The following is a 24808-nucleotide window of genomic DNA, read 5'->3' as shown; positions in this document are numbered from 1 at the left end:
GCGGCTCAGGCTTGGTCGTCCAATTGAAACTGCTATGATTTCAAAAGAAATCACACGCAAAGCAAAAACATGTGAGGAAAATGGAAAAAGCAAGGGCAGGCGGCAGGCGGTCCGTTTCTACAATCGTCGTCCGTCCGGCACCGGGCAAGCCGACGCGTGCTCTGGTGCAGGTAGGGCCGCTGACGATACCGGCGGCGATCGGCCGATCCGGGCGCAGCGTGCTGAAGCGCGAAGGGGACGGCGCGACGCCGATTGCGGCGATGAAGCTGCTTTACGGTTTCACGCGGGGCGATCATGTCCGCTTCCTGCGCACAGCTTTGCCGATGCGGCGCATTCGCGGGGACATGCTTTGGTGCGATCAGCCGGAAGATGCCAATTACAATCGCCTTGTCAAAGCGCCGTTCAAGCCAAGCCATGAGGAGATGCTGCGGCGTGACGGGCTCTATGACATCTGCCTGGTGCTCGACTGGAACATCCGCTCGCGCCGGCGCCATCGCGGCTCGGCGATCTTCTTTCATCTGATCAGGCCAGGCTACGAGCCGACCGCCGGCTGCGTCGCCGTCAGCCTCAAGGATATGCAGCGGCTCATCCGCTTTTTCCGCAGGGGAACAACAGTTCGCGTCATCTGATATGTGCTGTGGGGTGATAATCCTGTAATCCTATATTATATAGGTTTCCGACCGGCGCAGCGGCTGCGATGCGCGCAGGGAAATCCGGGGTTCCCGTCCGGGTTCAATTCACGCCTTCACTCCATCCACTCCCAAGTCTTTTGGAGACATATTGTGACCACTCAACCGACAATCACTTTCAACGACGGCAATTCCATTCCGCAGGTCGGCCTCGGTGTCTGGCAGACGCCGGAAAACGTCGCACCGTTGGCCGTCAGCACAGCTTTGAAGGCCGGCTATCGCCATGTCGACACGGCTGCCATCTATGCCAATGAAGACGGCGTGGGCGAAGGCATGCGCCAGTCCGGCGTCGCCCGCAAGGATATCTTCCTGACCACAAAGCTCTGGAACGAAGCCCAAGGTTTCGACTCGACGCTGAAGGCCTTCGATGAAAGCCTGAAGCGGCTTGGCACCGATTATGTCGACCTCTACCTCATCCATTGGCCGTCGCCGCATCGCGGCCGATATCTCGACACGTGGAAGGCTTTCCTGCGTATCAAGGAAGAGGGCCGCGCCCGCTCGATCGGCGTCTCCAACTTCGCCAAGGAACATCTGGATCACATCATCGGCGAAACCGGCGTCACTCCGGTGCTGAACCAGATCGAGCTGCATCCGACCTTCCAGCAGAAGGCCTTGCGCGAGGTCCACGACAAGCTCGGCATCAAGACGCAGTCCTGGAGCCCGCTCGGCCAAGGCAAGCTTCTCGGCAATGCCGTCATCGGCAAGGTTGCCGCCAAGCATGGCCGCACGCCGGCCCAGGTTGTCATTCGCTGGCACATGGACAACGGCCTGATCGTCATTCCGAAATCGGTGACGCCGAGCCGCATCGAAGAAAACTTCAACGTGTTCGACTTCAAGCTCGATGCGGATGATCTCGCCGAAATTGCCAAGCTCGATTCCACCAGCGGGCGTATCGGGCCGGACCCGGTGAAGGCGACCTTCTGACGGTTGGTGTTTGCGGAGAGTTGTTTCTCCGCCTGGCATTCTGAGGCTCGGAGCCGGTGCTCCGGGCCTTTCTAGCATTGACGAGCATGCCGCAGGCCGGGCAGATGCATCGGCAATAACGGTTTTAGAATTGAAATCTCTTCAAACACGGCGACGAAGGGCATTCACGACCAGAGCGAAGGCCGGCGAGGCCTGCCGTCTGCTCGGATAGTAGAGATGATATCCGGTAAATGGCGGACACCAATCCTCGAGAACCCTGATGAGCCGCCCATCGCGAAGATAGGGCTGCGCGACATCCTCTGGTAGGTAAGCCAGTCCCAAACCTGTCAACGCAGCGTTCAGCCTGAGCGCAATGTTGTTGAACACGAGTTGGCCCTCGACCCGCACCTTCAGCTCTCGCCCCTGCTTCTCGAACTCCCAAGCGTAGATGCCGCCATAGGTCGGCAGGCGCAGGTTTATGCAATTGTGATCGGTCAGATCCTGAGGTGTTTGTGGTTTCGGCCGATTCTCAAAATACATGGGAGCCCCGACGACGGCCATGCGCATGTCCGGACCGATGCGAACCGCGATCATGTCTCTCGCCACCTGTTCACCCAGCCGCACGCCCGCGTCGTATCGTTCAGCGACAATATCGGTCAGGCCATAGTCGACGATGATCTCCACATGGACGTCCGGATATTGCGGCAGCAATGTTTCCAGGGCCGGCCAAATGATAGTTTCGGCCGCGTGTTCACCGGCGTTGATGCGAATGGTGCCCGCCGGCTTCTCGCGAAATTCGCTAAGCGCGGCCAATTCACTTTCGATCTCATCAAACCGCGGGCCTATGGTCACAAGCAGTCGCTCCCCGGCTTCGGTCGGCGAGACGCTACGGGTGGTGCGCGTCAGCAGCCTAAGACCCAGACGAGCCTCAAGCCCCCGGATAGTATGGCTAAGCGCCGACTGCGAAACCCCGAGTTTTGCGGCCGCTTTGGTGAAGCTTTTTTCCCGCGCGACGGCTAGGAAAGCGATGAGGTCGTTGACAGGCTGACGCGGCATTCATGAATCTTTCTCATAGGCGCTTGCCACTTCTACCATCTAATCGAAGCCAATCACACGCACTAAATGTCTGTTATCAGCAGCCGAATTCATCGTGCTGTTTTTCGGGCAGAGGACAAAGATCATGGAAATCAAACGAAACGGTTCGCAGCCATCGGGCAAGGGACCGGCCGACTGGTTTACCGGAACGGTCCGTGTGGACCCGCTGTTTCAAGCCAACAATTCCACTCGCGCGGCCGGTGCCAGCGTCACATTCGAGCCGGGCGCCCGCACGGCGTGGCACACCCACCCTGTCGGTCAAACCCTGATCGTGACGGCCGGTCTGGGCCGGGTGCAACGCGAGGGCGGTCCGATCGAAGAGATACGGCCGGGGGACGTTGTCTCGTTCGCTCCGGGTGAGAAACATTGGCACGGTGCTTCGCCCACTACGGCCATGACCCATATCGCCATCCAGGAACATCACGACGGCAAGGTTGTCGACTGGATGGAGCATGTCAGCAACGAGCAGTATCAGGCTTGAGGGAGAAAGAACCATGCAGAAGCGTAAACTTGGAAACAGCGGTCTCGAAGTCTCCGCCCTTGGACTCGGATGCATGGGCCTTAGTTATGGCTACGGCCCGGCAACGGACACGCAGGAGGCAATCAAGCTGATCCGTTCGGCCTTCGAGCGCGGCGTTACGTTCTTCGATACCGCCGAAGCCTACGGCCCATACAAGAATGAGGAACTTCTCGGCGAAGCTCTGGCACCCATTCGGGAAAAGGTCGCGGTCGCAACGAAGTTCGGCTTTGAATTCGATGCGAACGGCGGCCAGAGCGGCATGAACAGCCGCCCGGAGCACATCCGCGAGGTCGCCGAAGCCGCCTTGAAACGCCTGAAGACCGATGTCATCGATCTGTTCTATCAGCATCGCGTAGACCCGAACGTCCCGATCGAGGATGTTGCCGGTGCGGTGAGGGATTTGATCCAGGAGGGCAAGGTCAAGCATTTCGGATTGTCGGAGGCCGGTGCACAGACGATCCGGCGTGCCCATGCGGTCCAACCGGTCGCAGCCCTTCAGAGCGAATACTCACTCTGGTGGCGGGAGCCTGAGCAGGAGATCCTGCCGACCCTCGAAGAGCTTGGCATCGGCTTCGTTCCTTTCAGCCCTCTAGGGAAAGGCTTCCTTACCGGCGCAATCAGCGAGAACACCACGTTCGACAGCAAGGACTTCCGCAACATCGTCCCGCGCTTCACCCCGGAAGCCCGAAAGGCCAACCAGGCTCTCGTCGATCTGCTTGGCGCAATCGCTGCGCAGAAGCGGGCGACCTCGGCTCAGATCGCCCTTGCCTGGCTGCTCGCTCAAAAGCCCTGGATCGTTCCGATCCCCGGCACCACCAAGATGCACCGGCTTGAAGAGAACATCGGAGGGGCAGACGTCGTGCTCACCGCCGATGATCTTCGCAATATCGAGGGCGCGCTTTCCCAGATCGCTGTGCAAGGGGACCGCTATCCGGCGCACCTGCAAGCAAGGGTCAACCGGTAGAGCGCCGTGCGTTCCTATGAACGCACAAAGGTCGCTCTAGTCATTTAAATCTAGAGCATCTTTTCCTGCGGCGGGTTTCTCCGTCGCAGGGATCTCGAAGCCCGCTAAATATTTGCCAAGCAACGCGTTCAACGTTGCTTTCTCCTCCTCCGACAGACCTGAGACGAGACGGGCCTGCGTTTCGACATGGGCGGCCACCGCGGCGTCGATTAGCGCGAAGCCCTTTTCGGTCAGCGACACCAGGAAGCTACGACCGTCCTCGGGATTGGCGCTGCGGGTGACAAGATCAGCCTTTTCCAGTTGATCGATGCGATTGGTCATAGTGCCGGAGGCCACCATCATGGCTGCCATCAGATCGCTGGGGGAAAGCGCATAGGGCGCTCCCGAGCGGCGCAGGGTCGCCAGCACGTCGAAGGTGGCGCCGTTTAATCCGAACTGCGCGAAAGTCCTGTCCATCTCGCGGCCGAGATGGTGGGCAAGGTTCCTGATGCGGCCGATCAAGCCCATCGGGCCGACGTTGAGATCGGGCCGCTCCCGGTTCCATTGGGCGAGAATCTTGTCGATGCGATCCATGCGGAGACATCGCCATGGAAAAATCTTGACGTCAAGATATTCTCGGTTATCTTGAGGTCGAGATAAATTCCAAAGGTGCGACATGAGGCGCAATTTCGACCTGTTGCTGACAGCAATCGCGCCGGCCATCTGGGGCAGCACCTATCTGGTGACGACCGAGCTCCTGCCGGCCGGCTATCCGCTGACGGTTGCCATGTTGCGTGCGCTGCCCGCGGGGCTGCTGCTGCTGGGCGTCGTCAGGCGATTGCCGCGCGGCATCTGGTGGTCGAGATCGCTCGTCCTCGGCGCTCTGAATTTCTCCATTTTCTGGTGGATGCTGTTCATGTCCGCATACCGGCTGCCGGGTGGGGTGGCGGCCACTGTCGGTGCGATCCAGCCGCTCATCGTCATCATGCTGGCCCGTCTCTTGCTTGGCTCGCGGATCCGCGGCCTTTCCATCATGGCGGCACTTGCCGGTATCGTCGGCGTCGCACTCCTCATCTTGACGCCGCAGGCAAAGCTTGATCCGGTCGGCATTGCGGCGGGTATCGGCGGCGCCGTCTCCATGGCGGCCGGCACCGTGCTTAGCCGCCGCTGGCGGCCCGATGTCTCGCCGCTCACCTTCACCGCCTGGCAACTGACGGCCGGAGGCTTGCTGTTGCTGCCTTTCGCCATAATGATGGAGCCACCGCTTCCGTTTCCGACCGCTGCCAATCTTTTGGGTTTCGCCTATCTCGGCCTGATCGGAGCTGCGCTCACCTATATTCTGTGGTTTCGCGGCCTGTCGCGTCTGGAGCCATCCGTCGTCTCGCCGCTAGGCTTCCTCAGCCCAACGACGGCCGTGATCCTCGGCTGGTGGGTGCTGGACCAGCAGCTCAGCCCGATACAGTTCCTGGGCATTGCCATCGTGCTTGGCAGCGTGTGGCTGAGCCAGCGCGCGCAACAGCTTCCTTCCGCCGGGAAATCAACGCCCACCGATCGTCCGGCAATCGCCTTGAAACGATAGTGGACTGGGATGGGGATCTGATAAATGCTCCATCCGTCGAGACAAACAAAAAAGGCGGCCCAACAGCCGCCTTTCCATTTTATTGCCTGAAATCAATCAGTTCCATTCGCGAATATCGACAAAGTGCCCTGCGATCGCGGCGGCTGCTGCCATGGCGGGCGACACTAGGTGTGTGCGACCCTTGAAGCCCTGGCGGCCTTCGAAGTTGCGGTTCGAGGTCGAGGCGCAGCGTTCGCCCGGCTTCAGGCGGTCGTCGTTCATGGCGAGGCACATGGAACAGCCCGGCTCACGCCAGTCGAAACCAGCGGCCTTGAAGATCTTGTCGAGACCTTCGGCTTCCGCCTGTTCCTTCACAAGGCCGGAACCCGGAACGATCATCGCATCAACGGTGGATGCCACCTTCTTGCCTTCGACGACCTTGGCGACGGCGCGCAGGTCCTCGATGCGGCCATTGGTGCAGGAGCCGATGAAGACGCGGTCAAGCGTGATGTCGGTCATCTTGGTGCCTGGCTTCAAGCCCATATAGTCGAGCGCGCGCCACTTGGAGGTGCGCTTGTTTTCGTCCTGGATCTCGTCGGGGTTGGGAACGATGCCCTGCACGGAGACAACGTCTTCCGGCGAGGAACCCCAGGAAACGATCGGTGGCAACGCTGCGGCGTCGAGCACGACGACGCGGTCGTAATGCGCGCCTTCGTCTGTCTGCAGCGTCTTCCAATAGGCGATCGCCTGCTCCAGGGCTTCGCCCTTGGGAGCGCGCGGCTTGCCCTTGATGTATTCGAAAGTCGTTTCGTCGGGGGCGATGAGGCCGGCGCGGGCGCCGCCTTCGATCGACATGTTGCAGATGGTCATGCGGCCTTCCATCGACAGCGCGCGAATGGCTTCGCCGGCATATTCGATGACGTAGCCGGTGCCGCCGGCGGTGCCGATCTCGCCGATGATGGCGAGGATGATATCCTTGGCCGTGACGCCTGCCGGCAGCTGGCCGTCGACACGCACCAGCATGTTCTTCGCCTTTTTCTGGATCAGCGTCTGGGTCGCGAGGACGTGCTCGACCTCGGAGGTGCCGATGCCGTGTGCCAGCGAGCCGAAGGCGCCGTGCGTCGAGGTGTGGCTATCGCCGCAGACGATCGTCATGCCGGGCAGGGTGAAGCCCTGCTCGGGGCCGATGATGTGAACGATGCCCTGGCGCTTGTCGCTTGCCGAATAATATTCGACGCCGAATTCAGCAGCGTTGTTCGCGAGCGCTTCGACCTGGATGCGGCTTTCCTCGTTCTTGATGCCGAGATGGCGATCAGGAGAGGTCGGGACATTGTGGTCGACGACGGCGAGCGTCTTTTCCGGGGCGCGCACCTTGCGGCCCGTCATGCGCAGGCCTTCGAAGGCCTGCGGCGACGTCACCTCATGAACGAGGTGACGGTCGATGTAGAGAAGACAGGTGCCGTCGTCCTGGCTGTCGACGAGATGATCATCCCAGATTTTGTCGTAGAGGGTACGCGGAGCGCTCATGGCTATAGATCCATATTGGCATTGTCGAAATAGGGGATGGCGGAGGGACCGCCGGCCTCGGGAGTGGTCAGCGAAGTCGGCTGTTGAGCGCGCCCGAAATCATCGCAAAGAAACGGGCCGGCAGGCGCTTATGGTCCTGCAGCACGAAAGCCGTGACGACTTTTCCGTCCTTGCTCATGATCCTTGTCATGCCGATGCTCATATCAATTTTCGAAACCTTCGGCAATGGTGGCCACTGGCCACATTCTGCCGCATGTTAGTCCCTCAACGCTCGTGTGCCTTGCGCATCCGTTTCTCAAGCCGGCGCAGCAACAGCGACAGGCCAACCGTCAGAATGAGATAGATATAGGTGACGATCGAATAGGTTTCAAAAAAGCGGAACGAGCCTGAGGCATAGACCTTGCCCATCTGCGTGATATCAGCGACTCCAAGAACGGAAACCAGCGAGGAATCCTTGACCATCGAGACGAAATCGTTGGAGAGCGGCGGAAAAATGACGCGGATCGCTTGCGGCGCGATCACATGGCGGAAGCGTCGATAGCGCGACAGGCCGAGCGCCTTCGCCGCTTCGATCTGGCCGTGGTCGACGGCCTGGATGCCGGCGCGAAAGATTTCGGCGATGAAGGAAGCATAACCGATCATTAGGGCGATGATCGCTCGCCACATCAACGAGAGATCGCGCACCAGCATCGGTCTTGCCCAGCCGGCATCGACGAGCGGCACCGTCACGGTGTTATAGAGTGCGACGATCGCCGGTGCTCCGACGAATGCGACGTAGAAGAGCAGCACCAGCATCGGGATGCCGCGAATGACTTCGATGTAGAAGCGCGCGATCTGGCGCAGCACGATATTGTCGGAGAGGCCGAGCAGCGCAATGCAGAGGCCGAGGATGACCGCCAACGCGAATGCGACCAGCGTCACGAACACCGTGACGTAGACACCCTGAACGACCGTAAAGAAGACCTGGGTATAGAGGTCGCTGACGATAATGGCGACCGCGATCGCGATCCCTAACAAAACGAGGACGACCAGCCACCAGGGATAGTCGTCCTTGATATGGTGCCCGCCCGACCCCGCTTGTTGCGCCATCAGAGCGGCATTCCCGGCTGCAGAGGCATAAGGCTCATTGGCCCATCTTGTAGTCGAGGAACCACTTCTTGTTCAGCGCATCGAAGGTACCATCGGCCTTCAGGCTGGCGATGGCGGCATTGACCGGAGCGACGAGGTCGGAGCCCTTCGGAAAGATGAAGCCGAAATCCTCGGTGCCGAGCGGATCGCCGATCAGCTTCAATCCGCCGTTCGAGGCGTCGACATAGCCCTTGCCGGCGGTACCGTCTGTCAGCACCACATCGACATCGCCGGTCTTCAGCGCCTGCACGGTAGCACCGAAGGTTTCGAAGAGCTTTATGCGCGGGTTTTGCTCGTTGCCGTCAAGCACTTCATAGACGGCGGTGTAGAAAGGCGTCGTGCCCGGCTGTGCACCGATCAGGCCTTCCTTGAAGGCAGCGAAGCTCTTGGCGTCGGTGAAGCGGTTTTCATCGCCGCGCACGAGCATGAACTGCTGCGAACGCATGTAGGGATCGGAGAAGTCGACCTTCTGCTTGCGGTCTTCCTTGATGGTGATGCCGGTCATGCCGATGTTGTACTGGCCGTCGGAGACCGCCTGGATCATCGCATCCCAGCTGGTGTTCTGGTACTGGACGGTGAAGTTCAGCCGCTTGGCGATCTCGGTCATCGCGTCATATTCCCAGCCGATCGCCTTGCCGGACTTGGGGTCGACGAATTGCAGCGGCGGATAGGCATTCTCGGTGACGACGACGACGGTCTTGCCGTTCAAGTTCGGCAGGTCGGCGGCGAAGGACGCGAAAGGTGCAAGCACGAGGGCAGTAAGGCCCAGAAGGAACGAACGACGGAATGCCATGGAAATCTCCCCAGATAGCGCAATGGAAAATTGTCATACTTAGAAAGCGGATTGCAAGGCTATTGCCATGACCATGACCACAAAAACAGAAATGCCGCTCCAAAGCTGATGACCTGCGGAGAAATTTCCTTCTCGCGCCCCTCTTCTTTTTCCTTCGCAATAAAAAAGGCGACCCGAAGGCCGCCTGATTTCTGCAATCCGATGGGATCGAAAGCTTATTCTGCTGCCGGTTCCGCGGCTGCAGCAGCAGCGGCTGCTTCGGCTGCTGCCTTTGCTTCGGCGGCTTCGGCTGCTGCCTTTTCGGCTGCGAGAGCCTGGGCTGCGGCAACCTTTTCAGCTTCGATGCGAGCCTTTTCATCGGCAACAGCCTGGCGCTCGGAATCGTTGAGCTTGCGGGCGCGGGTGCCCGTGTTTTCGACGATACGGGCAGCCTTACCGCGCAGGTCGCGCAGGTAGTAGAGCTTGGCGCGACGGACCTTACCGCGGCGAACGACTTCGACGCTTTCGATCATCGGCGAATAAACCGGGAATACGCGCTCGACGCCTTCGCCATAGGAGATCTTGCGAACGGTGAAGTTTTCCTGCAGGCCGCCGCCGGAGCGGGCGATGCAGACGCCTTCATAGGCCTGAACGCGGGTACGGTTGCCTTCCGTGACCTTCACGTTGACGCGGACGGTGTCGCCGGCCGAAAATTCCGGGAGCGTGCGCTTGGCTTCGATCTTGGCAGCCTGTTCGGCTTCCAACTGCTGAATGATATTCATGTTATCAACCTCTTTGTTGGTTCAACAGCCAGAGCGCCCTAAACGATCTATCTTTGGTCGGACCTTGCGGTCTCGCCTTGGATATATGCCCGTGAAGGCAGGAGCGAATACGTCTGCTATTCTTTGGTGGTTGATGGGAAATTTCCCATGCCGGGCGCGCACATATCCTATTGCTGTGGGTTTGTCACCCCTTGGCTGGGAATTTCGTGCGTTAAACGCCGCATTTCAGGGCTTCTTCTGTGTCGGGGGGCGCCTAGGCAATTGGAATACCAAGAGATGAAGGTCGGCTGCAAGATGAGCGTCGGTGTCAAAAGGCTCAGCCGACTATCCATTCCAGCAACGCATTCTGCGCATGCAGGAGAAACGCCTTGGCCGCTTTGCTGGTAGGTCTCGAAGCGGCCATTCGATATTCTACGGGACAAATCCCGCATCGGCTTCTGGCAGCCACTGGGCAATTTGCTCTGGCGTAAGATTTCCTCCGCACAGTATCGTTGCAACCCTAGCCCCCTGCATGGTCGCAGCCGTCGCCAAAACACCAGCCAACCCCGCAGCGCCTGCTGGTTCAACGAACCGATTCCACTTGGAATGCGCGAACCGCATGGCATCGACTATGCAAGCATCGTCGACAAGCACGACGTCATCGATCGTCGTGGCCAGCCAATCGACGGCAACCGGAACCGGATCGCGCACAGCGATCCCATCCGCGATAGTCGTCGCCTTATCTGTCGGAACGGGTTGGCCTGCCAGCCATGAAAGCTGCATGCAGGGAGCACCTTTCGCGGCGACAGCGATTACTTTGGTGGCGGGCGATGTTGTTTTGAACCAGCAGCCGATCCCTGCCGCCAGCGCACCATTTCCGAGAGGGACAAAGACCGCATCGATATTGCCGAATGCCTCGCTGAGTTCGGCCGCGATCGTTCCGGCACCTTCTGCGATGCTGGCGCTTGCACCATCCTCCACGAACGTTGCCCGGCTTTCTGAGGCGTATTCCCGGGCTCTTGCTTTCGCTGCGTCGAAGTCATCCCCAAACAGAATGACCTCCGCCCCGAGCATGCGCATAGCCTCGATCTTCAGCGGGTTTGCGGAAAGGCTAGCGAATACAGTCAATTCACGATCCAATTTTGCCGCGCCGTAGGCGAGCCCTTGGCCAAAGTTGCCTGCTGACGCTGTGACCAGTGGTCCTCTCTCCGCGCTCGCGCACGCCAGATAATAGCCGGTACCCCTGCCTTTGAAGCAACGGATTGGATTATCCGTTTCATCCTTGGCTGCGAGTGTCAGGCCGAGGGTGGCGTCCGTGAGCAGTGCTGTGTCTAGGAATATTGGATCGATCCGACTTCTGGCATCTACGATATTCAAAAAAGACGGTTGAGATTGTTTTGTCATGGAGGCGATGATAGATTTCATTTGCGCGGAAAATTATCGATTATCGCAGTAGATGCGCTGTTTTTCCGCATGTGGAACCATATAATCGAGGGAGATGCGCGTGGATGAGAAAGATCGCGAAATTTTGTTGATCCTGCAGCACAACGCTGACCAGCCCGCGAAAGCCATCGCGCAAGCCGTCAACCTTTCGCCTTCTGCAGTTGAGCGGCGTGTCAGCAAGCTTAAACGCGAGGGCGTGATCGACCGGATCATCGCTGTTGTCAGTCCTGCCGCTGTCAGTCGGAGCCTAAGAATTTTGGTCGAGATCGAAATACAAAACGAGTATCGCCATAATCTTGAAGCTTTCCAACGTTGGCTTATCCGAGCGCCGGAAGTCCAGTCATGTTGGTACGTCACTGGCGACACTGACCTAGTCCTGTTGGTAACGGTGCGGGATATTGATGAATATAATGCCTTCATTGAGCGGATGATGACAGATCAGCAAGAGCTTGTTCGCAAGTACAAAAGCCTGATCGCGCTCAAAACTATCAAGCATGGGATGGCTCTTTCGTTAGATGAATAGGATCTCGCCAGTCGTCGTCACCGATGAACAGGCCCCACCGGTACCGACTAACTTGAAAACCCGAGTTTCTTGATGTGCCGAACGACAGCTCATGGCGGCGCAAAGCGGCCACTTGCTACTGCCTAGCGCGGCGGCATCAAATGGCATCGTATCAGCAGTCCAGTTTATCGCCGCTACTTCGCAAGCGGCTTCTCGAGCAAATCCGGCCGGCGTTCTTTCGTCAGCTTCTCGGCTTCCTGCTTTTGCCATTTGGCGATGGCGCCATGATTGCCTGAGGTCAGTACCGCAGGGATTTCGCGGCCTTCCCAGACCTGCGGCCGGGTGTATTGCGGATGCTCCAGCAGGCCGCCCTCGAAACTTTCGTGCAGGCCCGAAAGATCGTTGCCCATGACGCCCGGCAGGATGCGGACGATGGCGTCGAGCAGGATCAGCGCCGCCGGCTCTCCGCCGGATAGGATGTAGTCGCCGATCGAGACCTCTTCGAGATCGCGTCCGTCGATCACCCGCTGGTCGACGCCTTCGAAACGGCCGCAGACGATGATGACGCCGTTGCCATCAGCAAGTTCCCGAACGCGTTTCTGTGTCAGCGGCTTTCCGCGCGGGCTCATCAACAGGCGCGGGCGGTCGTCATTTTCGCTGGCATGGTCGATGGCGCGGGCAAGTACGTCCGGCTTCAACACCATGCCGGCGCCGCCACCGGCGGGCGTATCGTCCACAGTACGGTGCTTATCGGTGGCGAAATCGCGGATCTGCACGGTGTCCAGCGACCATTGCCCGCGTTCCATCGCCTTGCCGGCGAGCGAAACGCCGAGATGACCGGGAAACATCTCGGGGTACAGCGTCAGGATGGTCGCCCGGAAACTCATAGCCTGATCACTTCTTCGCTTTGCCCGGAGGCTTCGGCGGCTTGCCGGAGAAATCGTCGGGGCTGTCGATCAAGCCAGCGGCCATCGGATCGATCAGGATCTTGCCGCCTTCAAGGTCGATTTCCAGCACGGCGGCTTCGGAAAAGGGGATAAGCACTGGGCGCTTGCCAGGCCCTTTCAGCTCCAAGAGGTCGCCGGCGCCGAAATCATAGATGCCACTGACGGTGCCGTAACCGATGCCCTTGTCGTCGATCGCTTCCAGGCCTTCGAGATCGGCATAGAAGAACTCATCGTCCTCCAGCTCGTCATCGGGCAGGTTGTTGCGCTCGATATAGAGTTCCAGCCCATTCAGTGCCTCGGCGGCATTGCGGTCATTGATGCCGCGAAAGCGGACGATCACCACGTTCTTGGCTTCGCGGATTTCCAGTACCTCGAAGGTGCGGCCGTCGAGGCTGTGCAGATGGCCGTAGTCGCCGAGCGCTGTGGGATCGGAGGTAAATGCGCGGGCGCGCACTTCGCCTCTCAGGCCCTGTGCGGCGCCGATGGTGGCCATCAATACCGGGTTTTCAAGTTTCGTCATGGTCCTGTGCCGACTGCCAGAGGATCGATTGCGTTCTCTCATAAGATGAACGCTCGCAGATGGGAACAAAAAACGGGCGGCATGTCGCCATGCCACCCGTTTCAAATAGCCGTTACGGCCAATTATTCAGCAGCAGCGGCGGCGTCAGCAGCCTTCTGTGCCTTTTCAGCGGCGCGTTCCTGGGCCTTCTTGCCCGGCTTTGCCTTTTCCGGGTTGCTCTTGGCTTCGCGCTTGGCAACGCCGGCTTCATCAAGGAAGCGCAGAACGCGGTCGGTCGGCTGAGCGCCGTTGTCGAGCCAATGCTTGATGCGGTCGGCATCGAGTTCGATGCGCTTGGCGTCGTCCTTGGCAAGCATCGGGTTCCAGGAACCGACCTTCTCCAGGAAGCGGCCATCGCGCGGCGAACGGGCGTCGGCTACAACAACGTGGTAATACGGGCGCTTCTTGGAGCCACCGCGGGCGAGACGAATTTTCAGTGCCATGTTTCTACTCCTTAGGCTTTTCTTGACCGCTTCGTTTTGGCGGTATGTTCATTTGCTGTTGCTGAGATCAGCAGCGATCTGTTCATGATGCCGGATAACTTCCTTGATGACGAAGTTCAGGAACTTCTCGGCGAAATCCGGGTCCAGCTTGGCGTCGTTTGCCAGGCGGCGCAGACGTTCGATCTGGAATTCCTCGCGCGCCGGATCGGCCGGCGGCAGATTGTATTTGGCCTTCAGCACGCCGACCTCTTTGGTACAGCGGAAGCGTTCGGCCAGCATGTAGATGAGCGCAGCATCGACATTGTCGATCGACTGGCGGTAGTTGCCCAATTGGGCTTTGACGTCTGGATCAATCATGGGGGTTAGCGATCCTTCTCACTTCTTCTTCGGTAAACCGGGCAGTCCCGGGAAGCCACCGCCGAGGCCGGGGAGCTTGGCGCCGCCCAGGCCGGGCAAACCACCACCACCGCCGCCGAGACCCGACAAGCCACCTGGCATGCCGCCGCCCGGCCGACCGAGGCCAGCGGCTTCCGCCTGCTTCTGCAGGGCTTCCAGCTGTTTGGGGTCGATGTTCGATAGGTCGGGCATGCCGCCCATGCCGCCGCCGAGGCCCATCTTGCCGGCAAGGCCGCCCATCAGCTGCTTCATCATGCCGCCTTTGCCCTTGCCGCCCATCATCTTCATCATGTCGGCCATCTGGCGATGCATCTTCAGAAGCTTGTTGATGTCGGAGGCGTCGGTGCCGGAGCCGGCGGCGATGCGCTTCTTGCGGGAATGCTTGAGGAGATCAGGATTGGCGCGCTCGGCCTTGGTCATCGAGGAGATGATGGCGAGCTGGCGGCCGAAAAGCTTGTCGTTGAGGCCGGCGGCTGCCATCTTGTCCTTCATGCCGGCCATACCGGGCATCATGCCCATGATGCCGCCCATGCCGCCCATCTTCTGCATCTGCTTGAGCTGGTCGGCGAGGTCGTTCAAATCGAACTTGCCCTTGGCCATCTTCGCGGCCATGGCGGCCGCCTTCTCGGCGTCGATGTTCTCAGCCGCTTTTTCCACCAGCGAGACGATGTCGCCCATGCCGAGGATACGGTCGGCGATACGGCGGGGATGGAATTCTTCCAGCTCGCCCATCTTTTCGCCGACGCCGATCAGTTTGATCGGCTTGCCGGTGACGGCGCGCATCGAAAGCGCAGCACCGCCGCGGCCGTCGCCGTCCATACGGGTCAGCACCAGGCCGGTGATACCGACGCGCTCGTCGAAATTGCGGGCGAGGTTAACGGCATCCTGACCGGTCAGCGAGTCCGCGACCAACAGGATTTCGTGCGGATTCGACTTCTTCTTGATATCCGCCATCTCGACCATGAGCGGCTCGTCGATGTGCGTACGGCCGGCAGTATCGAGGATGACGATGTCATGGCCGCCGAGCCTTGCTGCCTGCACGGCGCGGGCGGCGATATCGGTGGGCGACTGGCCGGCAATGATTGGCAGCGTGTCGACGCCGGTTTGGACGCCGAGCTGGCGCAACTGCTCCTGCGCTGCCGGCCGGCGCGTGTCGAGCGAGGCCATCAGGACCTTCTTGCGGTCGCGGCTCGTCATGCGGCTCGCGATCTTCGCCGTGGTCGTCGTCTTGCCGGAACCCTGCAGGCCGACCATCATGACGACGACAGGGGCCGGTGCATTGAGGTCGATACCGACGCCTTCGCCGCCGAGCATTTCGATGAGCTCGTCATGGACAATCTTGACGACCATCTGGCCGGGCTTGATCGACTTCAGAATCTCGGCGCCGACGGCCTTTTCGCGGATGCGATCCGTGAAGGAACGCACGACATCCAGCGCCACGTCGGCTTCCAACAGCGCGCGGCGAACCTCGCGCAGCGCAGCGGAAACATCGGCTTCCGAAAGCGCGCCGCGGCCTGTCAGTCCATTCAGAATGGAACCAAGACGGTCCTGGAGGTTTTCAAACATCGGTTCTTCCTTGGGTAACGTTTCGGGCTGGTTTCGTAAGGCCCAAAACGTCGTGCTTTTCCATGACGAAAACAAGACGCAAAGCCAAAAAGCACCCGAGGGCGCATCGCGCTGTCGGGTGTTGACCTCCGGGATCTCTTTATACCTTGACGGGTCCCGGTCGGTGGCTCGGAGGCTTGTGCTCGTCGCAGATGGCGGGGATAAACAGGAAACGAGTGGGAAAGTCAAGCCGAGAGGGTGGAAAGGCTTTCAAAAGCTTGATGTTTGGCTCACATCTGAGCCGACAGAAAATCCATCGGCGCATTCATGACAGATACATCCGGCTCCCGGAAGACATCGAACCCCTACTATCAAGGCCCAATCTCCGATCACTTCGACGGGCTACGCTTCTTCAATCCAGGCGGCGTGGAACCCGGTGGGTTCGGGGACCTGCTGAGATGGAAACTTGGGGGCGGGCGGACGCGCTGGCCGAATCCGGTCGTCAGCCTGTTTCCGCCGGCCAGGCCCGACAGGCACGTTTTCGGCGACGCGTTGCGGGTGACCATGGTCGGCCATGCCTCGATGCTGATCCAGGTGGCGGGCCTCAACATATTGACTGATCCGGTGTGGTCGGAGCGTGTCAGCCCGTTCACCTTCATCGGCCCGAAACGGGCGGTTCAGCCCGGCATCCGGTTCGAGGACCTGCCGCCGGTCGATCTCGTGCTAGTCTCGCACAATCACTACGACCATCTCGATATCGCGACGCTGAAACGGCTGCACGAGACGCACGCGCCGAAAATCCTTACGCCGCTCGGTAACGACGCCATTATCCGCCGCACAGTATCCGATGCCCGGATCACGACGATGGATTGGGGCGATCGCATCGCGATCACGGACAAGGTGACCGTCGACGCCGAGCCATGTCATCACTGGTCGGCGCGCGGCGCCGGCGATCGCCGCATGGCGCTCTGGGCCGCCTTCGTCATCACGACTCCCGCCGGCAAGATCTACCATATCGGTGACACCGGCTTTCATCGCGGCGTCAACTATGAGGCGGCGCGGCAAAAGCATGGCGGCTTCCGCCTCGCCATCCTGCCTTTCGGCGCCTACGAACCGCGCTGGTTCATGAAAGGCCAACACCAGAATCCGGCGGAGGCGGTTCACGGCATGAAACTCTGCAACGCGGCTCACGTCGCCGGCCACCATTTCGCGACCTTTCAGCTCACGGACGAGGCGATCGATGCGCCGGTCAAGGCGCTGGATGCGGCGCTTAGGGAGCACGGGGTGGAGCCGGATCGCTTCAGGCCGCTGCGGGCAGGGGAAGTCTTCGACGTACCTGTTGTCTGAGCGCCGGCAAGTCTGGTTATGAGGGGAGGCTATCCCTCCGGCATCGCCTGCGGGAACGTCCATGTTCCATCGAGAATATTGGCGCGGGGTCGGTAGAGGCGCACCATGTAATTCCACCCTTTCGTTATAGGCAGGCAGTTGGATACCTTTCCATTGCAGTCGCCGAACTGGACATGCACCGTTCCGTCATCGTCATGTTTGGCGGTGACGTTGTTCAATGTGTAGGCATTCAGCTTGTTCGGCTCGTAGTAGCCTTTGGCATTATAGACGCTGATCGACCAGAACCCATCCACCGGCACATCCTCGACGGCGAGCTTGTAGACTGTCTTGCCGTCGTTCTTTTGCGGAGTGATATTGAGATATATCGCATCCTTCTGCGGGTTTCCGCCCCAGGCCGACGCCGAGCCGATCAGACGACGAACAGGATCGACCTCATTTTTCCTGCCGAACATGCGGTTGGTATCCGGGAGTGTCGAGGCGAGCTCGAGCAAAGCGGCCCTTACCTTCGACTGACTTGCCTGATCCCATTTCGGGATATCGAAACTTCCAGGCGCCTTCTGTTCCACCTTGATGGCATCCTGCAGGTCATGCACCTTCTTCACATCATCGGCGTCTTGCGGATCGACTAAGGTTCGCACACCCACGAGCACATAGCGAGTTCCGATTTTTTCCTTCGAAAAGGTGTAACTGCCCGACCCATAGATGACCTCCGCCGTGTATTGGTCTTCGTCGATCACCTGCATGGACATGAAACGCTTGCCCGCATCGGGGAGCGTGATCGTCACGGGTCCCGCGTCGAGATCGAAGACCCCAGCCGAGTAGAGCGTGTCGCGGTTTGTACGGATGACAAGCTGGTGGTCGATCGAGCTGAGTTCGCGGTGATGTTTGAATTTTCCGAAACCATCGTCCTTCACGATGTTCCCGAAGTAGAGATCGGATTCGGCGCGGGTGAAATTGTCGGGCGTCACGGGAATGGTATCACCCTTCGCGGATTGGGCCGCCGCATGGCTGATGGCGGCCAGGGCCAGAAAGGCGGTCGCGGTCAAAAGCTTGTTGGTCATCTCGTTCTCCTCCCGGTGTCAGCTCCGTGTTTCAGCGGCGGTGCTTTCCTTTGCCTTCAAGTGCCTCTTGTTTTGGCCAGTAGAGGCGCATGGCAGCGAAGAACGGCCCATTGGGAGCGGGCAACCAGTTGGCCTCCTCGTCTTTGCCTGGTGATTCATGCTGATTCAGTTGATGAAGTCTTGCGCGCGGGGGTCGAGAAACCAAGTACGTTACAGTAAATGCCGACGTAACAATGTATCGGCGGCGGCTCGCCCACCCCTCTACCCCGAGGAGAGGGCGCTTACCCACTGGTAATTCCCCCGCAATTCCGCCATATACAGCTCGAAAACACTGACGGACATACCATCATGAGCAACACGGTCGAATTCGCAAGGATGAACGGGCTTGGCAACAAGATCCTGGTTGTCGACATGCGCGGCCGGAAAGACGTGGTGACGGCGGCGGCGGCGATAGCGCTGAATGCCGATGCGGCCACCCAGTTCGACCAGATCATGGCGATCCACGATCCGAAGGCTCAAGGCACCGACGCCTGGATCGATATTCTCAATTCCGATGGCACCAAGGCGCAGGCCTGCGGCAACGGCACGCGCTGCGTGGTGCAGGCGCTTGCGGCCGAGACCGGCAAGAAGATGTTCACGTTCCAGACCGTTGCCGGCATTCTGAATGCGGTCGAGCACGAGGACGGTACGATTTCGGTCGACATGGGCAAGCCGGTTTTCGCGTGGGACAAGATTCCGCTCGCCGAGGAATTCGCCGATACGCGCCGCATCGAGCTGCAGATCGGGCCGATCGACAACCCCGTCTTGCATTCGCCCTCGGCCATGTCGATGGGCAATCCGCATGCGATCTTCTGGGTCGACAAGGACCCGATGTCCTACGATCTCGCCCGCTTCGGGCCGCTGCTCGAAAATCATCCGATGTTTCCCGAGCGCGCCAATATCACATTGGCGCAGGTGCTTTCGCCGACTACGGTGCGCACGCGCACCTGGGAGCGCGGCGCGGGGCTGACGCTTGCCTGCGGTTCGGCCGCCTGTTCGGCCGCCGTCAGCGCGGCGCGCACCGGCCGCACCGGCCGTAAGGTGACGATCGACGTCGCCTCCGCCCCGGCACCGAGCCAACTCACTATCGAATGGCGGGAGAGCGACGATCACGTCGTCATGAAAGGTCCAGCGGAATGGGAGTGGTCCGGTGTAGTCGATCCCACGACGGGTCATTGGACGCGCGATCAGGAGCAGGGGGCTCAGGCGCGGTGAGCGGGGTCGAGGTCATCACCTTCGGCTGCCGTCTCAACACCTATGAATCTGAAGTGATGCGGGCCGAGGCAGAAAAAGCCGGGCTCAACAATGCCATCCTGGTCAATACCTGTGCAGTCACCGGCGAGGCCGTGCGCCAGGCGCGCCAGGCAATCCGCCGCGCGCGGCGCGACAATCCGCATGCCCGCATAATCGTCACCGGCTGTGCCGCGCAGACGGAAAAGCATGCTTTCGCCGAAATGGCCGAAGTGGACGCCGTGCTCGGCAACGAGGAGAAGCTGACGAGCGCTTCCTATCGCTCGCTGCCGGATTTCGGCGTCTCGGCCGAAGAGAAGATGCGCGTAAATGATATCATGAGCGTGCGCGCGACCGCGCCGCAGATGATCAGGCATATCGATGGACATGTGCGCGCCTTCATCCAGGTACAGAACGGCTGCGACCATCGCTGCACCTTCTGCATTATCCCCTATGGCCGCGGCAATTCCCGCTCCGTGCCGATGGGCGCGGTGGCGAGCCAGGCGCGCAATCTGGTCGAAAGCGGTTACCGCGAGATCGTGTTGACCGGCGTCGATGCCACCAGCTACGGCGCCGACCTGCCCGGTCAGCCGTCGCTCGGCCTTCTGGCGAAGACGCTGCTGAAGCAGATCCCTGAGATCCGCCGGTTGCGGCTCTCGTCGATCGACAGCATAGAGGCCGATGGGCATCTGATGGATCTGATCGCCGATGAGCCGCGCTTCATGCCGCATCTGCATCTGTCGCTGCAACACGGCGACGACATGATCCTGAAGCGGATGAAACGGCGGCACTCACGCGCCGACGCCATTCGTTTCATCGATGACGTTCGTCGTCTTCGGCCGGAGATGAGCTTTGGCGCCGATATGATCGCTGGTTTTCCGACCGAAACGGAAGCGATGTTCGAAAACGCTGTCAGCCTCGCGGAGGAGACCGGCATCGCGCATCTGCATGTCTTTCCATACAGCCCGCGTCCCGGCACGCCGGCTGCGAGGATGCCGCAGCTCGACCGGACGGTGATCAAGGAACGAGCAGCACGGCTGCGCCTGGCTGGACAAAAGCTGCATCAGTCCCATCTCGACACTATGGTCGGCACGCGGCAATGGCTGCTCGTGGAGAACAACGGGCTGGCGCATACGGAAAACTTCACGCTTGTCGCAGTGCCCGGTCTTCGGCCGCGCGACCTTGTGCAGGTGGCGATCACCGGCCACAATGGCAAGCATCTCGACATGCAACTTGCGGCCGCCGACGCGGCCTGATCCTACTCGCTCACGGAATTTTCATGGCGCTCAGTTTCATCAAAAAAGTCTTCACCTTCGGCCGCGAAAAGCCGGTGGAAGAGCAGGCGCCGGAGGAGGTTAGGTCTGTTGAGGAGTCCGCTGCTCCGCTGGAAGCGCCTGTTGCGGAGGTTCCGGAGGTGTCCGAGTTTGCCGAGCCTGTGGAACCCCCCTCTGTCCCTTCGGGACATCTCCCCCACAAGGGGGGAGATCGTTTGGAGAGTGCTGCGCCGCATGAACACGAGCAAGAAGCCAAAGAGTCCGTAGAGACAGCTGTTTCGCCCGAGTCAGCAGCTTGGAAGCCGGTCAGCGAGAATAAATTTGCCGAACCTGAGCAAGCCCAGAATGCTGAGGTTGATGTGTCCTCAAAGGATACCGCGATCGAAACGATCTCCCCCCTTGTGGGGGAGATGTCCGACAGGACAGAGGGGGGTGACGAAGGCTCGGCAGATTCGGAACTTTCGTCGAAGATCGACGATGCGGCGCCCCCAATCCTCCCCAAAGGCTTCGCCACCGCCTCCAAGCTCCCCGAGCCTGCCCCCGAAGCCCCAAAACAAAGGCAGACCTGGTTCCAGCGCCTACGTGCCGGTCTTGCGCGCACCTCGTCGCAGCTCACCGGCCAGATCACGGCGCTTTTCACCAAGCGCAAGCTGGACGATCAGACGCTGCAGGATCTGGAGGATCTGTTGATCCAGGCCGATCTTGGCGTCGAGACGGCGATGCGGGTCACCGATACGCTGGCCTCGGAGCGCTACGGCAAGGATGTGACAGGCGAGGATGTCAGCCGGATCATGGCGCAAGAAATCGCCAAGGTGCTGAGGCCGGTCGCCAAGCCATTGCAGCTCGATCTCAGCCACAAGCCGCATGTCATCCTCATCGTCGGCGTCAACGGTACGGGCAAGACGACGACGATCGGCAAGCTGGCGGCGAAATTGTCCGGTGCGGGTCTGAAGGTCATGGTCGCCGCCGGCGATACCTTCCGCGCCGCGGCCATCGAGCAGCTGAAGATCTGGGCCGACCGCACCAAGTCGGAATTCATCGGCACCAAGCTCGGCGCCGATGCCGCCGGCCTCGCCTTCGACGCGTTCCAGCAGGCCAAGGCCAGCAAGAGCGACGTGCTGATCATCGACACTGCCGGCCGGCTGCAGAACAAAACGGAGCTGATGGCGGAGCTGGAAAAGATCGTCCGCGTGCTCGGCAAGCTCGATCCGGACGCGCCGCATACCGTCCTGCAGACGCTGGACGCGACGACCGGCCAGAATGCGCTGAACCAGGTGGAAATCTTCCGCAATGTTGCAGGGGTCAACGGCCTGATCATGACCAAGCTCGACGGAACGGCGAGGGGCGGCATTCTGGTCGCCATCTCCGCCAAGCACAAGCTGCCGGTCTATTTCATCGGCGTCGGCGAAGGTGTAGACGATCTCGAGCCGTTCGAGGCTGAGGATTTTGCCCAGGCCATCGCCGGAATTAGTCAATGAACGACAAGACCAAATTCGATGACAATGAGAGTCCAGCAATGACGACCAGCGACAGTGACCTAACCCCGAGTGCTGCCGACAAGCATCATCCGCTGTTGAAGCTGGTTTTGGAACTCGGGCCGCTGATGATCTTCTTCTTCGGCAATCTCCGAGGCGACTGGCTGGTGCAGCATTTTCCGGCACTATCGGCGCTCGGCGGTCCGCTCTTCGTTGCAACGGCGTTGTTCATGACGGCGACGGTGATCTCGCTCGTCGTCTCGAAGATCATGCTCGGCCATCTGCCGTTGATGCCCTTCGTCTCCGGTATCGTCGTCGTCACCTTCGGCGCACTCGGCATCTATCTGCAGAACGAGACTTTCATCAAGATGAAGCCGACCATCATCAACGCCCTGTTCGGTGTGGTGCTGCTCGGCGGGCTTGCTTTCGGCAGATCGCTGCTTGGTTACGTCTTCAACGCGGCTTTTCAGCTCGATGCGGAGGGCTGGCGCAAGCTCACCCTTCGCTGGGGCATTTTCTTCCTGTTTCTCGCCGTACTCAACGAAGTCGTCTGGCGCGGGTCGAATTGGTATTACCTGCCCGATGTCAAGGCCGCGGATAATCTCTGGGTGCTCTTCAAGGTCTGGGGCACGATGCCGATTACCATCATCTTCACGTTGTCGCAGATGCCGTTGATCATGAAGCACACGATCAATCCGCCGGCGGAAACCGAATAATGACGGCGCTTGCAGACGCCGAAAGTCGCTATCGCCCGCAAAGCTTCTGGTTCATTGCCTGCACGGTGGTTCTGGTCGTCCAGATCGTCGCTGAGTATATGATGGGGCGGGTGCCTATCTGCACTTGCGGCTATGTCAAGCTCTTCGAACCCGTCGTCAATTCCAGCGGCAATTCGCAGCATATCTCCGACTGGTATACGCCGTCGCACATCATCCATGGCTTCCTGTTCTTCGGGCTGACGCATCTGATCATGCGCCGCAAACCGCTCTCGATGCGCCTGTTCGTCGCCCTGCTGATCGAATCCGGCTGGGAGCTGCTTGAGAACTCACCCATCATCATCAATCGCTATCGCACGGCGACGATCTCGCTCGACTATTTCGGCGACAGCATCCTCAACTCCGCGATGGATGCGGTGCTCATGGTCGTCGGCTTCCTGTTCGCGTCGCGCGCGCCGGTCATGCTGACCATCGCGATCGCCATTTTCTTCGAGCTGCTCACCGGCTGGATCATCCGCGATAATCTCACGCTGAACGTCATCATGCTGGTCTGGCCGGTAGAAGCGATCAAGACCTGGCAGGGCGGCCTTTAACTGTCCCTGGATTTGATGATTTTTACCCGCAATTCCTGCCGAAAATCGCCATAAAGTTGCATCTAACCTCGCCGTCGTGATGCTGCCGTAGACCACTGGCAGCGCTGACGATTTCGCGAGGGGCGGATGTCGAGTATAGCAGTTGCAACCTTGTTGGCCGTGATCGCATCCAAAGCGCCGGCCGGCTTTTCCGATGTGAGCCAGTTGTCTGCCGATTGCGGCGCCTCCCGGCAGCTTGTCTCCGGCTACGTCATCGGCTGGCTGGATAAGTGGAATCGCGATGATTTTGTCGCCCGTCGCGGCATCGCCCAGTCGATCCCCAACGCCAGGGCGATGACGAACTGGGCTTATTTCGGTGAGTCCGTCGGCGTGGATATCTGTATCCCGGCGCAAGTTGATGCCGCAAAGATCACCGCCATGTTCTGTGATTTCCTGATTCACAATCCAACGCTTAGGGACGTGCCGGCAGAGGATGTCATGAGCACGTTCACGGGGCTGAATTTCTCATGCGACGAGAAATAGCTTTTGGATCATCCCGCGAAGAGTGAAGCAGGCGCCCGGTTTCAAGATATCGGCTTTCCCTGGGCCTTCGCTATGGCTGGATACAGCCCCTCTTTGAGGCTGGTGGCGGTAAAAGGGCCGACCTGCTTGTAGAGGATCGTGCCGTCGGGGGCGACGAGGTAGGATTCAGGGATGCCGTAGACGCCCCAGTCGATCGCGGCCGAACCGTTCGGATCGATGCCGATGGCGTTGTAGGGATTGCCGAGTTCGCCGAGGAAACGCAGGGCGTTTTCACCCGTGTCCTTGTAATTGATCGCGACGATGTTCAGCCGGCCGTCCTTGGCGAGTTCCTTGAGGACAGGATGTTCTTCGCGGCAGGGCAGGCACCACGACGCGAAGACGTTGACGAGCGTCAGCTTGCCCCTGATGGCACTGTCGGTCAGCGCCGGCAGATTGGAGCCGTCGAGCGGCGCCAGCGCCAGCGTCGGGGCTTTCGTGCCGATCAGTGCCGAGGGAATGGCGGAAATATCGGTCCCGTGGACTTCCTGGTCGTACATTACCTTGCCGACGGCCAGCGCGATGCAGGCAAAGACGATCAGCGGAATGAGCGCCAGCAGATAGCGACTGGTGCTACCCGATTTCGGCTTTTTGCCTTCTTCGGTACCCAAGCTCATTTCGCTTTGCCTTCTGGGGGACGCTGCGACCGGCGGCGGATGCCTGAGGCTTCGAGCGCGGCGATTTCCTTGCGGCGCAGACGGCCGTCGATCCATGTCCAGGCGATGACGGCGATGATCATGGCGGCGGCAAAGCCATAGGAACCGTAGACGTAAAAGGGATGCGTCAT

General features: G+C 60.0%; 29 protein-coding genes and 1 pseudogene. 13 read left to right on the top strand and 17 right to left on the bottom strand.

The window, feature by feature from the left end:
- The first annotated feature begins 80 nt into the window (after positions 1 to 80).
- Positions 81 to 629: a L,D-transpeptidase gene (locus FHT86_RS24675; protein ID WP_133709032.1), complete on the top strand. Its 549-nt coding sequence runs from the start codon at positions 81 to 83 to the stop codon at positions 627 to 629.
- 153 nt (positions 630 to 782) lie between these two features.
- Complete coding sequence (locus FHT86_RS24670; protein WP_133709033.1) at positions 783 to 1613, top strand: aldo/keto reductase; 831 nt, start codon at positions 783 to 785, stop codon at positions 1611 to 1613.
- A gap of 141 nt (positions 1614 to 1754) precedes the next feature.
- Here FHT86_RS24670 and FHT86_RS24665 read toward each other — a convergent pair whose 3' ends face one another.
- Entirely contained in the window at positions 1755 to 2648 is an 894-nt protein-coding gene (locus FHT86_RS24665) for a LysR family transcriptional regulator (RefSeq protein ID WP_133709034.1), read from the bottom strand.
- A gap of 124 nt (positions 2649 to 2772) precedes the next feature.
- On the opposite strand from FHT86_RS24665, the gene FHT86_RS24660 reads away from it, so the two are divergent.
- Together FHT86_RS24660 and FHT86_RS24655 are read left to right on the top strand one after the other, a co-directional pair.
- A complete protein-coding gene (locus tag FHT86_RS24660) occupies positions 2773 to 3168 on the top strand; it encodes a cupin domain-containing protein (RefSeq protein WP_133709035.1) in 396 nt (131 codons plus the stop codon).
- A 13-nt stretch (positions 3169 to 3181) separates the two neighbouring features.
- A complete protein-coding gene (locus FHT86_RS24655; protein WP_133709036.1) occupies positions 3182 to 4171 on the top strand; it encodes an aldo/keto reductase in 990 nt (329 codons plus the stop codon).
- Between the two features lie 36 nt (positions 4172 to 4207).
- Here FHT86_RS24655 and FHT86_RS24650 read toward each other — a convergent pair whose 3' ends face one another.
- Complete coding sequence (locus FHT86_RS24650; protein ID WP_133709274.1) at positions 4208 to 4744, bottom strand: MarR family winged helix-turn-helix transcriptional regulator; 537 nt, start codon at positions 4742 to 4744, stop codon at positions 4208 to 4210.
- 82 nt (positions 4745 to 4826) lie between these two features.
- Between FHT86_RS24650 and FHT86_RS24645 the strand changes: the two genes are divergently transcribed.
- On the top strand, positions 4827 to 5729 hold the full coding sequence (locus tag FHT86_RS24645; protein WP_133709037.1) for an EamA family transporter: 903 nt from the start codon (positions 4827 to 4829) through the stop codon (positions 5727 to 5729).
- A 96-nt stretch (positions 5730 to 5825) separates the two neighbouring features.
- Here FHT86_RS24645 and leuC read toward each other — a convergent pair whose 3' ends face one another.
- From leuC to FHT86_RS24620, 6 genes are all read right to left on the bottom strand, one after another.
- Positions 5826 to 7235 carry a 3-isopropylmalate dehydratase large subunit gene (gene leuC, locus FHT86_RS24640; protein WP_133709038.1) on the bottom strand — a complete coding sequence of 470 codons (1410 nt, stop codon included), beginning with the start codon at positions 7233 to 7235 and terminating at the stop codon, positions 5826 to 5828.
- A gap of 67 nt (positions 7236 to 7302) precedes the next feature.
- Entirely contained in the window at positions 7303 to 7425 is a 123-nt protein-coding gene (locus FHT86_RS38500) for a hypothetical protein (protein WP_281413727.1), read from the bottom strand.
- A gap of 74 nt (positions 7426 to 7499) precedes the next feature.
- The gene (locus FHT86_RS24635) at positions 7500 to 8324 is read right to left on the bottom strand and encodes an amino acid ABC transporter permease (RefSeq protein ID WP_133709039.1); all 825 of its coding nucleotides are present in this window, start codon (positions 8322 to 8324) and stop codon (positions 7500 to 7502) included.
- A gap of 34 nt (positions 8325 to 8358) precedes the next feature.
- Positions 8359 to 9156, bottom strand: a complete 798-nt coding sequence (locus FHT86_RS24630) for a basic amino acid ABC transporter substrate-binding protein (protein WP_133709040.1) — start codon at positions 9154 to 9156, stop codon at positions 8359 to 8361.
- A 215-nt stretch (positions 9157 to 9371) separates the two neighbouring features.
- Complete coding sequence (rplS, locus tag FHT86_RS24625) at positions 9372 to 9917, bottom strand: 50S ribosomal protein L19 (RefSeq protein ID WP_133709041.1); 546 nt, start codon at positions 9915 to 9917, stop codon at positions 9372 to 9374.
- 411 nt (positions 9918 to 10328) lie between these two features.
- The gene (locus FHT86_RS24620; RefSeq protein ID WP_133709275.1) at positions 10329 to 11300 is read right to left on the bottom strand and encodes a threonine/serine dehydratase; all 972 of its coding nucleotides are present in this window, start codon (positions 11298 to 11300) and stop codon (positions 10329 to 10331) included.
- Positions 11301 to 11394: 94 nt separating this feature from the next.
- On the opposite strand from FHT86_RS24620, the gene FHT86_RS24615 reads away from it, so the two are divergent.
- Entirely contained in the window at positions 11395 to 11862 is a 468-nt protein-coding gene (locus FHT86_RS24615; RefSeq protein WP_133709042.1) for an Lrp/AsnC family transcriptional regulator, read from the top strand.
- Between the two features lie 173 nt (positions 11863 to 12035).
- Here the strand turns inward: FHT86_RS24615 and trmD are convergent, their stop codons facing one another.
- The 5 genes from trmD to ffh form a co-directional block, all read right to left on the bottom strand.
- Entirely contained in the window at positions 12036 to 12728 is a 693-nt protein-coding gene (gene trmD, locus FHT86_RS24610; protein WP_133709043.1) for a tRNA (guanosine(37)-N1)-methyltransferase TrmD, read from the bottom strand.
- Between the two features lie 7 nt (positions 12729 to 12735).
- Entirely contained in the window at positions 12736 to 13308 is a 573-nt protein-coding gene (gene rimM, locus FHT86_RS24605) for a ribosome maturation factor RimM (RefSeq protein WP_133709044.1), read from the bottom strand.
- A 122-nt stretch (positions 13309 to 13430) separates the two neighbouring features.
- Positions 13431 to 13790, bottom strand: a complete 360-nt coding sequence (gene rpsP, locus FHT86_RS24600; protein ID WP_133709045.1) for a 30S ribosomal protein S16 — start codon at positions 13788 to 13790, stop codon at positions 13431 to 13433.
- Between the two features lie 48 nt (positions 13791 to 13838).
- Positions 13839 to 14147: a chorismate mutase gene (locus FHT86_RS24595; protein ID WP_133709046.1), complete on the bottom strand. Its 309-nt coding sequence runs from the start codon at positions 14145 to 14147 to the stop codon at positions 13839 to 13841.
- 18 nt (positions 14148 to 14165) lie between these two features.
- On the bottom strand, positions 14166 to 15752 hold the full coding sequence (gene ffh, locus FHT86_RS24590) for a signal recognition particle protein (RefSeq protein WP_133709047.1): 1587 nt from the start codon (positions 15750 to 15752) through the stop codon (positions 14166 to 14168).
- Positions 15753 to 16058: 306 nt separating this feature from the next.
- Between ffh and FHT86_RS24585 the strand changes: the two genes are divergently transcribed.
- Entirely contained in the window at positions 16059 to 17078 is a 1020-nt protein-coding gene (locus FHT86_RS24585) for an MBL fold metallo-hydrolase (protein WP_133709048.1), read from the top strand.
- 29 nt (positions 17079 to 17107) lie between these two features.
- Here FHT86_RS24585 and FHT86_RS24580 read toward each other — a convergent pair whose 3' ends face one another.
- Positions 17108 to 18139, bottom strand: coding sequence for a DUF1254 domain-containing protein (locus FHT86_RS24580; RefSeq protein WP_133709049.1), 1032 nt, complete (start codon positions 18137 to 18139; stop codon positions 17108 to 17110).
- 31 nt (positions 18140 to 18170) lie between these two features.
- Positions 18171 to 18302, bottom strand: a pseudogene (locus FHT86_RS24575) (DUF1214 domain-containing protein); the annotation flags it as partial.
- Positions 18303 to 18487: 185 nt separating this feature from the next.
- Between FHT86_RS24575 and dapF the strand changes: the two are divergent.
- From dapF to FHT86_RS24545, 6 genes are all read left to right on the top strand, one after another.
- On the top strand, positions 18488 to 19393 hold the full coding sequence (gene dapF / locus FHT86_RS24570) for a diaminopimelate epimerase (RefSeq protein WP_133709050.1): 906 nt from the start codon (positions 18488 to 18490) through the stop codon (positions 19391 to 19393).
- The gene (mtaB, locus tag FHT86_RS24565; protein ID WP_133709051.1) at positions 19390 to 20664 is read left to right on the top strand and encodes a tRNA (N(6)-L-threonylcarbamoyladenosine(37)-C(2))-methylthiotransferase MtaB; all 1275 of its coding nucleotides are present in this window, start codon (positions 19390 to 19392) and stop codon (positions 20662 to 20664) included. The genes dapF and mtaB overlap by 4 nt, the downstream gene beginning before the upstream one ends.
- A 23-nt stretch (positions 20665 to 20687) precedes the next feature.
- Positions 20688 to 22160 carry a signal recognition particle-docking protein FtsY gene (gene ftsY / locus FHT86_RS24560; protein ID WP_133709052.1) on the top strand — a complete coding sequence of 491 codons (1473 nt, stop codon included), beginning with the start codon at positions 20688 to 20690 and terminating at the stop codon, positions 22158 to 22160.
- Positions 22157 to 22873: a septation protein A gene (locus tag FHT86_RS24555; protein ID WP_133709053.1), complete on the top strand. Its 717-nt coding sequence runs from the start codon at positions 22157 to 22159 to the stop codon at positions 22871 to 22873. Before ftsY ends, FHT86_RS24555 begins: the two co-directional genes overlap by 4 nt.
- Entirely contained in the window at positions 22873 to 23463 is a 591-nt protein-coding gene (locus FHT86_RS24550; RefSeq protein WP_166656873.1) for a DUF2585 domain-containing protein, read from the top strand. Before FHT86_RS24555 ends, FHT86_RS24550 begins: the two co-directional genes overlap by 1 nt.
- Before the next feature lie 126 nt (positions 23464 to 23589).
- Positions 23590 to 23985, top strand: a complete 396-nt coding sequence (locus tag FHT86_RS24545; RefSeq protein WP_133709055.1) for a hypothetical protein — start codon at positions 23590 to 23592, stop codon at positions 23983 to 23985.
- A 41-nt stretch (positions 23986 to 24026) separates the two neighbouring features.
- On the opposite strand, the gene FHT86_RS24540 is transcribed toward FHT86_RS24545, so the two are convergent.
- The gene (locus tag FHT86_RS24540; protein ID WP_133709056.1) at positions 24027 to 24638 is read right to left on the bottom strand and encodes a DsbE family thiol:disulfide interchange protein; all 612 of its coding nucleotides are present in this window, start codon (positions 24636 to 24638) and stop codon (positions 24027 to 24029) included.
- The gene (gene ccmD / locus FHT86_RS24535) at positions 24635 to 24808 is read right to left on the bottom strand and encodes a heme exporter protein CcmD (RefSeq protein ID WP_133709057.1); all 174 of its coding nucleotides are present in this window, start codon (positions 24806 to 24808) and stop codon (positions 24635 to 24637) included. Before ccmD ends, FHT86_RS24540 begins: the two co-directional genes overlap by 4 nt.

It is taken from the genome of Rhizobium sp. BK313 (assembly GCF_014193655.1).
Classification (GTDB): domain Bacteria; phylum Pseudomonadota; class Alphaproteobacteria; order Rhizobiales; family Rhizobiaceae; genus Rhizobium.
The sequence above is the reverse complement of the archived record's forward strand: the minus strand, read 5'-3'. Positions and strand labels throughout refer to the sequence as shown.

Excerpts from the sequence above, each read along its gene's own strand:
- FHT86_RS24675 (WP_133709032.1), top strand. The coding sequence starts at position 81 with ATGGAAAAAGCAAGGGCAGGCGGCAGGCGGTCCGTTTCTACAATCGTC.
- FHT86_RS24665 (WP_133709034.1), bottom strand. The coding sequence starts at position 2,648 with ATGCCGCGTCAGCCTGTCAACGACCTCATCGCTTTCCTAGCCGTCGCG.
- FHT86_RS24660 (WP_133709035.1), top strand. The coding sequence starts at position 2,773 with ATGGAAATCAAACGAAACGGTTCGCAGCCATCGGGCAAGGGACCGGCC.
- FHT86_RS24655 (WP_133709036.1), top strand. The coding sequence starts at position 3,182 with ATGCAGAAGCGTAAACTTGGAAACAGCGGTCTCGAAGTCTCCGCCCTT.
- FHT86_RS24650 (WP_133709274.1), bottom strand. The coding sequence starts at position 4,744 with ATGGATCGCATCGACAAGATTCTCGCCCAATGGAACCGGGAGCGGCCC.
- FHT86_RS24645 (WP_133709037.1), top strand. The coding sequence starts at position 4,827 with ATGAGGCGCAATTTCGACCTGTTGCTGACAGCAATCGCGCCGGCCATC.
- leuC (WP_133709038.1), bottom strand. The coding sequence starts at position 7,235 with ATGAGCGCTCCGCGTACCCTCTACGACAAAATCTGGGATGATCATCTC.
- FHT86_RS38500 (WP_281413727.1), bottom strand. The coding sequence starts at position 7,425 with ATGACAAGGATCATGAGCAAGGACGGAAAAGTCGTCACGGCTTTCGTG.
- FHT86_RS24635 (WP_133709039.1), bottom strand. The coding sequence starts at position 8,324 with ATGGCGCAACAAGCGGGGTCGGGCGGGCACCATATCAAGGACGACTAT.
- FHT86_RS24630 (WP_133709040.1), bottom strand. The coding sequence starts at position 9,156 with ATGGCATTCCGTCGTTCGTTCCTTCTGGGCCTTACTGCCCTCGTGCTT.
- rplS (WP_133709041.1), bottom strand. The coding sequence starts at position 9,917 with ATGAATATCATTCAGCAGTTGGAAGCCGAACAGGCTGCCAAGATCGAA.
- FHT86_RS24620 (WP_133709275.1), bottom strand. The coding sequence starts at position 11,300 with ATGACAAAACAATCTCAACCGTCTTTTTTGAATATCGTAGATGCCAGA.
- FHT86_RS24615 (WP_133709042.1), top strand. The coding sequence starts at position 11,395 with ATGCGCGTGGATGAGAAAGATCGCGAAATTTTGTTGATCCTGCAGCAC.
- trmD (WP_133709043.1), bottom strand. The coding sequence starts at position 12,728 with ATGAGTTTCCGGGCGACCATCCTGACGCTGTACCCCGAGATGTTTCCC.
- rimM (WP_133709044.1), bottom strand. The coding sequence starts at position 13,308 with ATGACGAAACTTGAAAACCCGGTATTGATGGCCACCATCGGCGCCGCA.
- rpsP (WP_133709045.1), bottom strand. The coding sequence starts at position 13,790 with ATGGCACTGAAAATTCGTCTCGCCCGCGGTGGCTCCAAGAAGCGCCCG.
- FHT86_RS24595 (WP_133709046.1), bottom strand. The coding sequence starts at position 14,147 with ATGATTGATCCAGACGTCAAAGCCCAATTGGGCAACTACCGCCAGTCG.
- ffh (WP_133709047.1), bottom strand. The coding sequence starts at position 15,752 with ATGTTTGAAAACCTCCAGGACCGTCTTGGTTCCATTCTGAATGGACTG.
- FHT86_RS24585 (WP_133709048.1), top strand. The coding sequence starts at position 16,059 with ATGACAGATACATCCGGCTCCCGGAAGACATCGAACCCCTACTATCAA.
- FHT86_RS24580 (WP_133709049.1), bottom strand. The coding sequence starts at position 18,139 with ATGACCAACAAGCTTTTGACCGCGACCGCCTTTCTGGCCCTGGCCGCC.
- dapF (WP_133709050.1), top strand. The coding sequence starts at position 18,488 with ATGAGCAACACGGTCGAATTCGCAAGGATGAACGGGCTTGGCAACAAG.
- ftsY (WP_133709052.1), top strand. The coding sequence starts at position 20,688 with ATGGCGCTCAGTTTCATCAAAAAAGTCTTCACCTTCGGCCGCGAAAAG.
- FHT86_RS24555 (WP_133709053.1), top strand. The coding sequence starts at position 22,157 with ATGAACGACAAGACCAAATTCGATGACAATGAGAGTCCAGCAATGACG.
- FHT86_RS24550 (WP_166656873.1), top strand. The coding sequence starts at position 22,873 with ATGACGGCGCTTGCAGACGCCGAAAGTCGCTATCGCCCGCAAAGCTTC.
- FHT86_RS24545 (WP_133709055.1), top strand. The coding sequence starts at position 23,590 with ATGTCGAGTATAGCAGTTGCAACCTTGTTGGCCGTGATCGCATCCAAA.
- FHT86_RS24540 (WP_133709056.1), bottom strand. The coding sequence starts at position 24,638 with ATGAGCTTGGGTACCGAAGAAGGCAAAAAGCCGAAATCGGGTAGCACC.
- ccmD (WP_133709057.1), bottom strand. The coding sequence starts at position 24,808 with ATGACGCATCCCTTTTACGTCTACGGTTCCTATGGCTTTGCCGCCGCC.